Annotated in this window: 11 protein-coding genes; 1 reads left to right on the top strand and 10 read right to left on the bottom strand. The window is 62.5% G+C overall.

Features of this window, described 5'->3' with window-relative positions; genetic code table 11:
* Nucleotides 1–18 precede the first annotated feature (18 nt).
* The 10 genes from MJ606_RS14920 to MJ606_RS14875 all read right to left on the bottom strand — a co-directional run bounded on the left by MJ606_RS14920 (nucleotide 19) and on the right by MJ606_RS14875 (nucleotide 9,574).
* Nucleotides 19–1,059: an SPOR domain-containing protein gene (locus tag MJ606_RS14920; RefSeq protein WP_243050327.1), complete on the bottom strand. Its 1,041-nt coding sequence runs from the start codon at nucleotides 1,057–1,059 to the stop codon at nucleotides 19–21.
* A 61-nt stretch (nucleotides 1,060–1,120) separates the two neighbouring features.
* Complete coding sequence (gene folC, locus MJ606_RS14915) at nucleotides 1,121–2,398, bottom strand: bifunctional tetrahydrofolate synthase/dihydrofolate synthase (protein ID WP_243050326.1); 1,278 nt, start codon at nucleotides 2,396–2,398, stop codon at nucleotides 1,121–1,123.
* A gap of 24 nt (nucleotides 2,399–2,422) precedes the next feature.
* Nucleotides 2,423–3,019 carry a GNAT family N-acetyltransferase gene (locus MJ606_RS14910; protein WP_243050325.1) on the bottom strand — a complete coding sequence of 199 codons (597 nt, stop codon included), beginning with the start codon at nucleotides 3,017–3,019 and terminating at the stop codon, nucleotides 2,423–2,425.
* Between the two features lie 3 nt (nucleotides 3,020–3,022).
* Nucleotides 3,023–3,430 carry a ketosteroid isomerase-related protein gene (locus tag MJ606_RS14905; protein WP_243050324.1) on the bottom strand — a complete coding sequence of 136 codons (408 nt, stop codon included), beginning with the start codon at nucleotides 3,428–3,430 and terminating at the stop codon, nucleotides 3,023–3,025.
* Nucleotides 3,431–3,495: 65 nt separating this feature from the next.
* Nucleotides 3,496–3,654, bottom strand: a complete 159-nt coding sequence (locus MJ606_RS14900) for a hypothetical protein (protein WP_243050323.1) — start codon at nucleotides 3,652–3,654, stop codon at nucleotides 3,496–3,498.
* 97 nt (nucleotides 3,655–3,751) lie between these two features.
* Nucleotides 3,752–6,040, bottom strand: a complete 2,289-nt coding sequence (locus tag MJ606_RS14895; RefSeq protein ID WP_279236913.1) for a heavy metal translocating P-type ATPase — start codon at nucleotides 6,038–6,040, stop codon at nucleotides 3,752–3,754.
* Nucleotides 6,041–6,168: 128 nt separating this feature from the next.
* A complete protein-coding gene (locus tag MJ606_RS14890) occupies nucleotides 6,169–6,594 on the bottom strand; it encodes a MerR family DNA-binding protein (protein WP_243050322.1) in 426 nt (141 codons plus the stop codon).
* Nucleotides 6,595–6,991: 397 nt separating this feature from the next.
* A complete protein-coding gene (locus tag MJ606_RS14885; RefSeq protein WP_243050321.1) occupies nucleotides 6,992–7,135 on the bottom strand; it encodes a DUF2474 family protein in 144 nt (47 codons plus the stop codon).
* Nucleotides 7,135–8,142: a cytochrome d ubiquinol oxidase subunit II gene (gene cydB, locus MJ606_RS14880; protein WP_243050320.1), complete on the bottom strand. Its 1,008-nt coding sequence runs from the start codon at nucleotides 8,140–8,142 to the stop codon at nucleotides 7,135–7,137. Before cydB ends, MJ606_RS14885 begins: the two co-directional genes overlap by 1 nt.
* A gap of 19 nt (nucleotides 8,143–8,161) precedes the next feature.
* Nucleotides 8,162–9,574 (bottom strand): cytochrome ubiquinol oxidase subunit I, encoded by a 1,413-nt coding sequence (locus MJ606_RS14875; RefSeq protein WP_243050319.1) that lies wholly within the window; start codon nucleotides 9,572–9,574, stop codon nucleotides 8,162–8,164.
* A gap of 193 nt (nucleotides 9,575–9,767) precedes the next feature.
* On the opposite strand from MJ606_RS14875, the gene MJ606_RS18415 reads away from it, so the two are divergent.
* A complete protein-coding gene (locus tag MJ606_RS18415) occupies nucleotides 9,768–13,340 on the top strand; it encodes a sensor histidine kinase (protein ID WP_243050318.1) in 3,573 nt (1,190 codons plus the stop codon).
* The last annotated feature ends 47 nt before the right edge of the window (nucleotides 13,341–13,387 follow it).

Raw genomic sequence — 13,387 nt, 5'->3', positions numbered from 1 at the left:
GGGTCACCGTCCTGGGTTTCAGGGTGCGCTGACGACGTTGCCGTCGACACCTAGCTTGGTTTTTATCTGGTCGCGCACCCGCACCGCATCCGCACGCTGCGTCTGCGGGCCGGCGCGCACGCGCCACAGCTGCTTGCCGTTGGCGTTCACCGTATCCACGTAGCCATCGAAACCATTGGCGCGCAGCTTGTCGCGCAGCGCATTGGCATCGGCCTGGCTGCCCATCGCCGCCACCTGCACGGCCCAGCCCCCCGCGTGCGAGGTTGCCGCCGTATTGGCGGGCGCGGCGGCCGGCGCATCGTCCTGCGTGGGCGTGCTGGCGCTGCCCTCCAGGCGGGCCGGGGCCCCCGGAATGGTCTGGGTGATCTTCAGGCGGGCCGATTCGGCCGCCGTGCGCGACTCGAACGGGCCGGCGGTGACCAGGGTGAGCTGCTTGCCGCCCTGGTTGATGCTGCGGCCAGCGGCCGGGTAGCCCAGCGCACGCACGCGCTGGATCAGGCTCTGGGCACTGGCCGTCGACACATAGGCGCTGAGATTGAGCGAGTACTGGCCATGCGCGGCCGTGGCTGCCGGCAAGGCAGGCTGCGACGGCGCCTGGGCCGGCACGGCGGGCACGGCCGGGCTGGGCTTGGCGGCCGACGCGGTGGCGGTGCCCTTGGTCTGCACCGGAATCACCGGCTGCGCGGCGCTGGAGCCGGGCTGGGTGACCGTGGTGGGCTCGGGCTTCTGGCCGGCGGTGGGGTCGGTTTCCACGTCACGCGGGCGGCTGGAGCCGATATTCACCGTGGCCAGCTGGTTTCCGCCGACCGGCGTCGCGGCGGAAGTGGCCGGCGGCACCGCCACGGCCGGCTTGGGCGCGGGCGCCACGGTGGCGCTGGTGGCCGCCCCCGGGGTCAGGCTCATGGTCTTGGTCTGCAGGTCACGGTCGGGTGCCGGCGGGATGGCCAGGCTCACCGATTCGTCGCCCGCACTGCTGGTGGGGCTGCTGGAGAAGAACATCGGCACGAAGATGACCGCGAGTGCGAAGAGAACGGCAGCTCCCAGCAGACGTGTTTTCAAGACTGGCTCCAAACGGGCGGGGGTGCGAGAACGGCGCGATTATACCTGCCCGCGCCGCCGCTCAGGCCGATACCTGTCCCGCTGATTCAGCAAGCACCGCTGCCGCGACGAAAAACGAGCCAAAAGCGAGCACGCGCTCCCCCGGCAACGCCGCGCTGCGCGCCGCGGCGAGCGCCGAAGCCACGCTGTCGTGAAGGTCGTAGCGCGCCTGCGGCAGGGCTTGCGCCAGTTGCTCGGCCAGTGCCTGGACCGGCAACCCGCGTGGCGTATCGCGGTCCAGCCCCGCCAGATGCCAGTGATCGATGCGCGCACCGAGCGCACGGATCACCCCGCCCACGTCCTTGTCGGACAAGGCGCCATAGACGGCGTGCACGCGCCCGCCGGGTTGCGCATCGAGCCATTCAGCCAGTGCGCGGGCCGCTTGCGGGTTGTGCCCCACATCCACCACCAGCGCCGGATCCCCCCCCAGCGACTGCAGCCGCGCGGGCACATGCGCGCTGCGCAGGCCGGCCGAGGCCGCGGCATGGAGATCCCCGCCGGGCTCCAGCGCATGCAAGGCCGCGATGGCCGAGGCGGCATTGGCGTATTGCACCGGCGCGGCCAGCGCCGGGTCGGGCAGGGTCAGCGTGGTGCCGTCGCGGTGACGCCAGCGCCAGCCGCCTTCGGTCAACCGCTCGACGGTGAAATCCACGCCGGCCCGCTGCACCTTCGCCCCGATGCGCTGCAAGGCCTCGAGCAGCCCTGCCGGCGGATCGAGCTCACCGACGATGACCGGCCGCCCTTCGCGGGCAATGCCGGCCTTTTCCACGCCAATGCTGTCGCGGTCCGGGCCCAGCCAGTCCATATGGTCCAGATCGACCGTGGTGACGATGGCCACGTCGGCATCGATGATATTGACCGCATCCAGCCGCCCGCCCAGGCCGACTTCCAGCACGGCCACGTCCAGGTCGGCACGGGCGAACAGGTCGAGCGCGGCCAGCGTGCCGAATTCGAAATAGGTCAGCGGGAGGTCGCCGCGCGCCGCCTCGATGCGCTCGAAGCTGGCGATCAGCGCCTCATCCCCGGCCTCGATGCCTTCAATGTGCACCCGCTCGCGGTAATGCAGCAGGTGCGGCGAGGTATAGCTGCCCACACGCCGGCCTGCGGCGGCCAGCATGGTCTCCAGCATGGCGACGGTGGAGCCCTTGCCATTGGTGCCGCCGACGGTGATTACCCGTCGTGCCGGCGCCGGTGCGCCCATGCGTTGCCATACCGCGCTGACGCGATCGAGGCCCAGCTCGATGCTGCGCACGTTGACGCGGTCCTGGTAGGCCAGCCATTCGTCGAGACTACGGGTCATGCGGAGGGCACCGATGAGGTCAGTTCAGGCGTCCAGCGGACGCGTCCAGAAACGCAGGCGATGGGCGGTGGCGGTGTCCGCGCCGACCTCCTTCCAGTCCAGCGTGCAGAACATGTCGTCCTGGCGTTGGTAGCCGTGCTTGCGCCAGAACTCGTCCTTGGGACGATAGCCTTGCGGGCGACGCGGGTCGTGCTCCTCTCGCTCCACCGCGCAGAAGGCGGTCCAGCGGAAACCGGGCAAGCGACGCGCATGCGCCTCGCGCAGCTTGAAGAAGCGCTGGCCAATGCCCTGCCCGCGATACGGCGGCAACAACACCGACTCGCCGAAATAGAACACGTCGCTCAACAGCAGGCCGTGCTTGACGAACGGCTGCTGGATCGCCGGCACCTCATCCGCCAGCGGCATGCCGGTGGAGCAGCCCACCACCGCGTCACCATCCATCGCCAGCACGAACACGCTGCGCTTGGAGCGTGCATAGGCGGCCAGGTAGTCGCGCTCGTAGGCCATGTCCCCGTCGTACAGATAGGGGTAGTCGCGAAACACGGCGATGCGCAGGCGGGCCAGCGCGTCCAAATACGGATTCACCGCGTCACCGACACTGGTGAGGATGCGCACGTCCATCGCTCAGCGCCCCCCGACCTGGGCGATCCAGTCGTGCAGGTTGTAGTAGTTGCTGACGCGGGCAATGCGGCCGTCGCGGATATCGAAGAACGCCCCGCCCGGCAGCACGTAGCGCTGGCCATGCGCCGGCGGCAGCCCCTCGTCGTCGGCCAGGTATTGGCCATGCACCACGTATTCGGCCGCGGCGCGACGGTCGTCGGCGCTGGTCATCACCACGATGTCGCGCAACTGCTCGCGGTAGCTGCGCTGCATGCGCGCCAGGAAATCACGGAACGTGTCGCGACCGAGTTCGCGATGGCCCTGGTTGATGTCGTGCGCCACATCGTCGGTCAGGCAGGCGAGCATGGCCTCCCAATCGGCGCGGTTGAAAGCGTCGTAGTAACGTTCGATCAAGGCCCGGCTGGCGGACATCGGCTTGCTTCCTGCGGGGGTCAGGCCCGCAGTTTAAAGCATGGCGCCCCATTGCCCATCACGCCTTAGAAATGCACGCCACTCGCCCGCAGCGCCCAGTACATGCCAAAGCCGGTCCAGAGCATTTTCTTCAGTGCCTTGCCGGCCAGCAGCGCCACCAGCAAACCCAGCAGCAGCGGCAAGTGTTTTTCCAGCGTGCTGCGCGTGTCATTCACGATGTTCATGCGATGCCCTCCCGCACCCCATTGGTGCGGGAGGAATGATCCGATTCGGGACGCCCTGCCGGCAGGGTGCCCCGTCAGCCATCGCGGGTGACAAGCATCACAAGGGCGCGCGGCGCAGGCGCAAGGCATTGCCCACCACCGACACCGAGGACAGGCTCATCGCCAGCGCGGCCACCATCGGCGACAGCATCACGCCCAGCAGCGGATACAGCAGGCCCGCCGCCAGCGGCACGCCCACCGCGTTGTAGACGAAGGCAAAGAACAGGTTCTGCCGGATATTGCGCACCGTGGCCTGCGACAGCGCGCGGGCGCGCACGATGGCGGTGAGTTCGCCCTTCACCAGCGTCACCTGGGCACTCTCCATGGCGATGTCGGTGCCATTGCCCATGGCGATGCCGATATCGGCCACCGCCAGCGCGGGCGCATCATTGATGCCGTCGCCGGCCATCGCCACCCGCCGCCCCTGCGCGCGCAGCGAACGGATCACCTCGGCCTTGTCGGCCGGCGAGACCTCCGCGTGCACCTCGTCGATGCCCAGCGTGGTCGCCACCGTGTTGGCGGTGGTCGCGTTGTCACCGGTGAGCATGACGATGCGCAGGCCTGCCGCATGCAAATCACGGATCGCCTGCGGCGTGCCTGGCTTGATGCGATCGGCCACCGCGATCAAACCGGCCAGCACGCCATCCACCGCCAGGAACATCACCGTGGCGCCCGCGACACGCATGGCGTCGGCGCGGTCGAGCACCGCCTTGTCCGTCATGACGCCAATGTTCGACAGCAGCTGCCGATTGCCCAGCGCCACGGCATGGCCACCCACCGAGCCTTCCACGCCGGCACCGGTGACCGAGCGGAAATCGTCCACTGCGGGCATCCGGATGCCGCGCGCCTGCGCACCCTCGACGATGGCCCGCGCCAGCGGATGCTCGCTCGGCTGTTCCAGCGCCGCCGCCATCGCCAGCAACTGGTCGAACGGGCGCTCGCCGAGGCTTACCACATCCTGCAGCGAGGGCTTGCCTTGGGTAAGCGTGCCGGTCTTGTCCACCACCAGCGTGTCGATGCCGCGCAACGACTCGATGGCCGCCGCATCGCGGAACAACACCCCGTTCTGCGCTGCACGACCGCTGGCCACCATGATGGAGATCGGCGTGGCCAGACCCAGCGCACAGGGACAGGCGATGATCAGCACCGACACGGCGGCGATCAGCGCATAGGCCAGGCGCGGCTCCGGACCCAGCCATGCCCACAGGGCAAACGCCAGCACGGCCACCGCCACCACCGCTGGCACAAACCACGCCGCCACGCGATCGGCCACGCGCTGCAGCGGCGCCTTGCTGCGCTGCGCCTGCGCCACCAGCGACACGATCTGCGCCAACATGGTGTCCGCACCGACCTTCTCCGCACGCATCAGCAAGGCACCGTCCTGATTGACGGTACCGCCGGTGACGCGCTCGCCCGCCAGCTTGCTCACCGGCAACGGTTCGCCGGTGAGCATGGCTTCATCGACGTGGCTGCTGCCATCGAGCACCAAGCCATCGACCGGCACCTTTTCCCCAGGACGTATGCGCAAGGTGTCGCCGGGATGCACGTCATCAAGCGGTACATCGTGCTCTTGGCCATCCGCATCGACGCGATGCGCGGTCTTCGGCGCAAGCCCAAGCAACCCCTTCAAGGCCGCGCCGGTGCGACGGCGCGCACGCAGTTCGAGAAAATCGCCCAGCGTGACCAGGGTGACGATGACCGCCGCCGATTCGAAATACACGCCCACCTGGCCATGCATGTCCCGGAAGCCCTCGGGAAACAGCGACGGCGCCAGAAACGCCACCACGCTGTAGCACCACGCCACGCCCGTGCCCAGCGCGATCAGCGTGTACATATTGGGCGACCACGGCTTGAGCGAATGCCAGCCGCGCGCAAAGAACGGCGCCCCGCCCCACAGCACCACGAACGTCGCCAGTACCGCCTCCGCCCAGGCCGCGATGCCTGCCCAGGGTTCCGGCCAGTGCCAGCCGAACAGATGCGGCCCCATGGCCAGCAGAAACACCGGCAGGGTAAGCGCCACCAACGTCCACAGCCGGCGCGACATGGCGCGAAGCTCGTGCCCGTCATCCTCATCCAGGCTAGGCATCATCGGTTCCAGTGCCATGCCGCACTTGGGGCAATGTCCCGGCCCCACCTGCTGTACTTCGGGATGCATGGGGCAGGTATAGATGGCGCCCGCCAACGCCGGCGCAGGCGCTGCCGGCGGCTGCAGGTAACGTGCCGGATCGGCGACAAACTTTTCCTTGCAGCGCTGCGCGCAGAAGTAATAAGCCTGCCCCCCATGCTCCGCGCGATGCGCGGCGGTTGCCGGATTCACGCTCATGCCGCAGACCGGATCTTTCACCATGTGCGCCGCCGGATCGTGATGATGCCCGGCATGACCGATCGGCGCCGCGGCATCACCACCGCAACACGACTTCGCCACCGGTTCGGGGGCTGCCGGCTTGGTGCCGCAGCACGCGTGCTTCTCCATGTTCATGCCTCACCTTCCTGGTCGGCCAGGGCGCGCAGAATCGGGCATTGATCCGGCGAGCCATGCCCCGGGCATGCATCGATCAACTGTTCCAGCCCATCGCGCACACGGGTCAGTTCGGCGATGCGCGCGTCGATGGCCGCAAGGCGTTCCTGCGCGCGCTGCTTCACCGCTTTCACGCCGCGCTGCCGGTCGGCCGAAAGCGCCAGCAGGTCGCGGATCTCCTCCAAGGTAAAGCCCAGGTCCTTGGCGCGCCGAATGAAGCGCAACTGCCGCAGCACGCCTTCGTCGTAACTGCGATAACCCGAGGCACGCCGCAGCGGCTCGGGCAACAGCCCCTCGCGCTCGTAATAGCGGATGGTGTCGATCGCCACACCGACGCGCTTGGCGACGGCACCGATGGTCATGGGCGCATGGGGAGTGTTCATGGGCGGAAGTCTAGACCATTGATCAAGGTCCAGAGTCAAGCCAATACTTGGCTGGTTGTTGTCGAAGGCCCTTAACCGTCACCAGAGCCTCCAACCTTGGCACTGGCCCTTAACGCTGGCGCTGGGCTAGCCAATCCCCCACGACACGAAGGTGCAACTGGCCCGGCAGCCCTTACATCTCAGTTCCGCAAGCCCAATGGCCTCCTTTAGCGAATTGAAAGGGACGGGAACACGCACCTACTCGCGATAACACTCCCTACTCGCAAGCCAGTGAGGCATCCGTTCCTTCCAGGGAGTGAGCCATGGTCAACTCTAAGCCTCAGAGTCCCGCATACCTAAGGACCGGGCGGCAGGCTTGATTGTTTTGTGGCATGCGTTCCATGTGCCGACGAAAGCTTCAACTTTTCATGCCGCACAACGTCATCAGCAAGCGTAACAATGATGCCGCGGCAGCCAAGGTAGCCACGCTCGCAATCCATAGCGCAATCAGCCAGCCGGCGCGGCGAATCCAGAGATGGACCGGCTTTGCGGCCCTAATCATCAGTGATAGCCCTCGTCATTTCCGATCTTGCCGCGGAACACGAAATAAGACCATGCGCTGTAGGTCAAAATAAACGGAATGATGAGCAGTGCGCCTACGAGCGTGAAGCCCATGCTCTGCGCTGGACCCGCCGCGTCCCGGAACGAGACGGATGGAGGGACGATGTTGGGCCATATGCTGATAAGTAGCCCTGTATAGCCCAAGAATAGAAGAAACAGCGTCAAGACAAAGGGCTTCGCTTGCCCGTCGCGCCGTAGCGACCGCACGAGAGCCCATGACGTGAAGAGAACCAGAATTGGAACGGGGCTGAAGAAAGCGATGTTGGGAAACGAGAACCATCGCCGAGCAATACCGGGATGAGCCAGGGGCGTCCACACGCTCACTATGGCAATGGCGACTAATAGGGCCACAACCAACAGTTGCGCCGCTCTGCGCATTTGCCCTTGAACGAAGCCATCAGTCTTCATTACTAGCCACGTGGCGCCAAGAAGTGCATAAGCGACAAGGAGGCAAAGACCAGTGAACATACTGAAGGGAGACAGGAAGTCGAACGCGCCGCCCGCAAAGACCAGGTTACTTACCGTAAAGCCGTTGATGATGGATCCCAAGGCAATCCCCTGCGAGAGGGTGGCAATGAATGACCCCCACGTGAAGGCTCTATCCCAGAACGGCTTGTGCGCGTCGTCGGCCTTAAAACGAAACTCGAAAGCAACACCGCGCAAGATTAGTCCGATCAACATCAAGATGAGCGGAAAATACAGCGCGCTTAGCAAAATGGAGTACGCCGTTGGAAAGGCAGCGAGCAGTCCTGCTCCGCCCAGTACCAGCCAGGTCTCGTTGCCGTCCCACACGGGCGCCACCGTATTGACCATCCTGTCACGGTCCTCGCGATTGCGTATGAGTGGCAGCAGCATGCCTATGCCAAGATCGAATCCATCCATGATGACGTACATCATCAGTCCGAAGCCGATGATGACCATCCAGACAAGTGGCAGATCGATGCCCATTATTTAGCCCCTAGCCAGTTCACTTGGTGATCGCAGGATCGATGTTGTCAGGCGTTGCCGAGAGCGGTCGCGCCGGACGCCTGGCTTGACCTGGCTCCGACATATCTGCACCGCGGACACCGTAGGGTCCCTTGGCTACAAGCTTCAGCATGTAGCTAACGCCCGTGCCAAACACGAAAACGTACACGGCAACGAAGATAGCGAGCGTCGCTGATACGGCTGCGGCCGAATGGTTCGAAACTGCATTCTCAGTTCGAAGCAGGCCGTAAACCACCCACGGCTGACGGCCAATCTCGGTTGTCATCCAACCGGCTAACAGGGCGACCAAACCACTGGGGCCCATGAGCGTTGCAAATCTCAAGAACAGGCGCGAGGTGTAGAGGCGTTTGCGCGCGCGGAGCACCGCGGCCCACAGCCCAAGAAGCGCCATCAAGAAGCCCAGTCCCGCCATGAGGCGGAATGTCCAAAACACAATACTCGAATTGGGTCGATCGGATTTGGGGAAGGACTTCAACGGCGGAATTTGCCCATGAAGACTATGAGTGAGGAGGATGCTGCCCAAACGAGGAACTTCCACTGCGGCACGCGTCACTTCAGCCTCCATATCAGGGAACCCAACCAGGACGAGCGGGCTGCTATCTCCCTTGTTCTCCCAGTGCCCTTCAATGGCAGCAATTTTTGCGGGCTGGTACTTGAGCGTGTTCAGTCCATGAGCATCGCCCAGAAAAATCTGGATCGGGGCAACGATGACGATCATCCACATGGCCATCGACAGCATCGTTCGAACGGCGTCGGTACTGTGTCCCTTCAGGAGATGCCAGGCACCTGATGCGCCGACGAACAGCGCAGTCGACAGATAGGCCGCCACCGTCATATGAGCAAGCCGGAACGGAAAAGAGGGATTGAAAATCACCTCGAGCCAGTTGACCGGAATCGCGCGGCCATTGACGATGGAAAAGCCTTGCGGGGTTTGCATCCAGCTATTGGAAGCAAGAATCCAGGTCGTTGATATCAAGGTACCCACTGCCACCATGACCGTAGCAAAGAAGTGCAGCCCTGGTCCCACCTTATCGCGACCAAACAGCATGACGCCAAGGAAACCGGCCTCGAGGAAAAACGCAGTCAGTACCTCGTAAGCGAGCAACGGCCCTGTAATGCCGCCGGCCACTGAAGAGAACTGGCTCCAGTTGGTGCCAAACTCGTACGCCATCACCAATCCAGAAACAACGCCCATCCCGAAATTGACGGCAAAGACGTGCATCCAAAACTGATAAAGGTCGTAGTAGACGCGCTGCTTTTTCCAAAGCCACAGCGCCTCGAGGACAGCCAAAAAGCTGGCTAGACCGATGGTGATGGCGGGAAAGATGATGTGCACCGACACCGTGAAGGCGAACTGCATTCTCGACAATTCGAGCGAACTCAAGCCGAACATATTTAGTCCTCAAGGTGCATTGCGGGCTCACAGTCAAACAGAGGCTGAGCTGGCTATGTGCTGCTCGGTCGCCTGGTCGCGGGCGCGTTTACCGTCGCAGATGTCACCAGGCGATCAGGGTTGATGGGGACAGCGCTCCGGTCCATCGGATCGCCATCGCAACGTGCGTGTCCGGCAATCGAGAGGACAATGCGTGAAGCCTGCGCCGACGGTTCGCTGGGACAACATGTTCGCCATCTCGATGGCTGCCTTGACCGTCGCCGCTGGCGTAATCGGTAGCGCCTATTCTTCCGCGCCTAAGATCCCCGATACGCAGTTGCTAGGCGTCCCCCCAAATGGGGGCATTTCCCGTTTCCACTCACCCGGAGCAAACGCTCGAACTCCCAGCGAGCGCATGTGTCATGGCCGTAACAACGACGACGCCGACTGCCGAAAACAGGCATCTGCCATCTTCGACCGCAGGCTCCCTTGCAACGTCACTGGTCTGGACGCTCTCAGGACAGCGAGGGCATCGGCTATCCTTGAACCGCCTGGGCCTGACACGGCGTGCCTGGCGCAAAAAGTTGCGTTGCCGGCGTATGGGGGTACTGTGGTAACTATCGGATCCAACCAGATTGACCGGCTGATCCTATGGTTGTGGTTACTGCTGGCCACTTCTCTAGCGGCACCGAACCCGGTCTGGGCCGACTCCCGCCCTTGGACACTGGATCGTTACCAGCACTCGGCCTGGACGACGCGCGATGGCGCGCCCGTGGGCGTAACCGCCTTAGCGCAGACGAATGACGGATTCATATGGATCGGGTCATCTGAAGGCCTGTTCCGCTTCGATGGTTTCCGCTTTCAGCATGTCGAAAGAATCGGCTCCGTTGCGCTGCCCAAACTTCCGCTCATGACGATTTTCTCCGGGGCGGACGGCGGCCTTTGGCTGGGTTACGCGCACGGCCCTATCTACGAAATCAAAGGCGACACCATTGCGCATGTGAGTTCCGAAGAACATGGCCCCGTCAGTACCCTCAATAGCCAGTTCGTCAATAGTCCGGACGGTGGCACCTGGGCTTCGGTTGCACCCAATGTCATGACCTTTGATGGGAGGCGATGGAAAGTTCCCGATGCCGGCTTTCTTCAGCTTTTGAGTCAAAAGGAATACGTGGTCCGCGTGCTGGTCGATCGCAACGGAAACATGTGGGCCGGCACGCTAGACAAACTTCTCTATCGGCCAGCGCGCTCAACGCAGTTCATGACGTTGGAGGCGTCGACACAGAAAGGTTACATCTCAGACCTTGTGCAAAATACTGACGGAAGCGTCTGGGTTTGCTACAGCGAAAGCGCCATCGAGCGGTGGGACACCCACGCGACAACACCCATCAGGTCCAACGCCGGCGCATTATCTCAGTTGATGGCACGCGCCATGGCATTCGATGGACAGGGGAACGCTTGGCTAAGCACCCAGAGAAACGGCATTCAACAAATTCCCGCGTCATATCTCAACGGCCCGTCGAGACCCGCCGAAAATGTGTTGGCCGGCAGTAAGTTCGACAGCTCAAACGGCCTCAGCTCGGATGCCACCCGGACGCTCTTGGTCGATCGAGAGGACAATCTATGGGTGGGAACGAGCCATGGCATCGATCGCTTTAGCCGGAGCAATTTTGCCCGATCCCCATTCCCCCAAAACGGCAGCATGTACGCGCTCGCGGCTGGCAAGGACGGTTCGGTTTGGGCTGGAATGCAGTTACAAGCTACCCAGAAGTTGAAGGACGGACATACCAGCACATCAATCCCAGGGTCAGTCATTGCGGTCTATGCCGATCGCGACAACAACACATATTTATCGCAAGAGCATGCTGTCAATTCGTTTGATCTGTGGATGACTAATGACGCCGGCACCAAGCTGATGGCTCATTCAACATCGCCGTCGCTCGACATGACTGAGATCACAAAGGACAGCCACGGTGTTCTTTGGGGCGTATCAGAAGCTTCGACGAACGGCAGCTTTGGCTTGTTTACGCTGAATCGAGATCAATGGGTACCGTTCGCCATTCCCAAAGTAAATCGCCCTCCCTCTGCATTGTACGCAGATGACAGTGGGCGCGTGTGGTACGGCTATTTGCGAGGTCATCCAAACATCGATCTCATAGGTGTTATCGATGATGGAAAGGCAGCCTTGCTGAGTGCAGATCAAGGAGTAACCATCGGCAGCATAGGCGCCTTCATGAGTGACGGCCGACACCTTTGGGTCGGCGGAAGCGAAGGCCTTGGCTTTATGGATGGGATGCGCATGAAAGTCGTGCGGCTCTCCCAACCGTCGGCCTTGGGGACGATCACCGGAATCGCCTTTGCATCCAACGGTGACATGTGGATACATGCAATGTCTGGCGTTTACCGCGCGCCGGCAAGGGATGTAACCCAAGCCGAGAGCGATGCCGCGCATGCCCTGCCTCTCAAGAAATTCGATGGTTTGGATGGCTTGCCCGGCCCTCCCGACATCCATTACGGCCATCCCACTGTCGTCAAAAGCGCGGACGGGCGATTGTGGTTCGCCACCATCAATGGCGTGGTTTGGCTTGATCCTGGCCAGCTTGTAAGCAACCCCGTTCCACCCTCGATTGCTATCACGGGAATCAGCGCCAACGACAAAGCTTACAGTCCACGCGACAAACTGACATTTCCCGCGCATACCCGAAACCTGGACATTGAGTTTTCGGTGCTCAGCCTGACCATACCCGAACGCGTCGGTGCCAAAGTACGCCTGCTTGGCGTCGACCCTGACTGGAAGGACGTTGGCACACGTCGGGAAGTCAGCTATTCCAATCTAGCGCCAGGAATGCACCAATTCGATATCGTGGCTTCCAACAACGACGGGGTCCAAAGCCTAGCTGGCGCGCACATGGCCTTTTACATTAAGCCCGCCTTCTATCAGACCCTATGGTTTAGAGGTGTCTGCGTGTTGGCCATATTGGTTGCTCTATGGCTCGCCATTGCCCTACGACTTCGCCATCTCTCCCGGCGCCTGCGTATCAGCCTTGAGGCCAAGCACGAAGAGCGCGAAAGCATCGCCCGCGAGCTTCACGACACGCTGCTGCAAGGAATGCAGGGGCTACTAATGCAAATGGAGTTTTGGGCCCGCAAGACCGACCTTGCGCCACACCAGCGCGATGCGGCCACGGCGATTGAAGAAAAGATGCGTGACGTTCTGATTGATGGCCGCGACAAAATTCGTCTGCTCCGGCAAGACGACAAGCGCGACGTGGACCTGGTTTCGGAATTGCTCACTGTCGGTCAAGAGGCGTCAACAACCTCCCCGACGCTCTTTGCGTTGCGCGTGGAGGGCGAGCCTTTGCCAATTCGCCAGGAGGCTTGCGTCGAGATCTTCGCCATCACTCGTGAAGCCATTCTTAATGCCTACCATCATGCCGATGCAGACCATGTCGTTGTGACGATCATCTATAACGCCAACACTCTCCACATTTCCGTCAGCGACGACGGGGTGGGTATCGACCGGGAGCTTATGGAGGCCCGACAGCGTGCGGGTCACTGGGGCATCTCGGGTATGCACGAGCGTGCGGGGAAAATCAACGCGAGCGTGGAGATAGATGCATTGGCGCCAGGTACAACCATCCATCTGATCGTCCCCAAACGCGAAGCCTATCTCTCCCCTTCCAATGGAAACTCAGGCCGACTCCAGCGATGGAAGCACCCATGGCCGAACAGACATCGAACGGATAAAGCGGGCGCCCAAGGTACTTTTAAATACCCTTTCGAGCGTTGAAATATCTGGCTTGTTTGTGCATAGTTCAAAGACCATAAGCATCAGGT

The organism is Dyella sp. RRB7, assembly GCF_022761115.1.
Taxonomy (GTDB): Bacteria; Pseudomonadota; Gammaproteobacteria; order Xanthomonadales; family Rhodanobacteraceae; genus Dyella.
The sequence above is the reverse complement of the archived record's forward strand: the minus strand, read 5'-3'. Positions and strand labels throughout refer to the sequence as shown.

Excerpts from the sequence above, each read along its gene's own strand:
- folC (WP_243050326.1), bottom strand. The coding sequence starts at position 2,398 with ATGACCCGTAGTCTCGACGAATGGCTGGCCTACCAGGACCGCGTCAAC.
- MJ606_RS14910 (WP_243050325.1), bottom strand. The coding sequence starts at position 3,019 with ATGGACGTGCGCATCCTCACCAGTGTCGGTGACGCGGTGAATCCGTAT.
- MJ606_RS14905 (WP_243050324.1), bottom strand. The coding sequence starts at position 3,430 with ATGTCCGCCAGCCGGGCCTTGATCGAACGTTACTACGACGCTTTCAAC.
- MJ606_RS14900 (WP_243050323.1), bottom strand. The coding sequence starts at position 3,654 with ATGAACATCGTGAATGACACGCGCAGCACGCTGGAAAAACACTTGCCG.
- MJ606_RS14895 (WP_279236913.1), bottom strand. The coding sequence starts at position 6,040 with ATGGTGAAAGATCCGGTCTGCGGCATGAGCGTGAATCCGGCAACCGCC.
- MJ606_RS14890 (WP_243050322.1), bottom strand. The coding sequence starts at position 6,594 with ATGAACACTCCCCATGCGCCCATGACCATCGGTGCCGTCGCCAAGCGC.
- MJ606_RS14885 (WP_243050321.1), bottom strand. The coding sequence starts at position 7,135 with ATGATTAGGGCCGCAAAGCCGGTCCATCTCTGGATTCGCCGCGCCGGC.
- cydB (WP_243050320.1), bottom strand. The coding sequence starts at position 8,142 with ATGGGCATCGATCTGCCACTTGTCTGGATGGTCATCATCGGCTTCGGA.
- MJ606_RS14875 (WP_243050319.1), bottom strand. The coding sequence starts at position 9,574 with ATGTTCGGCTTGAGTTCGCTCGAATTGTCGAGAATGCAGTTCGCCTTC.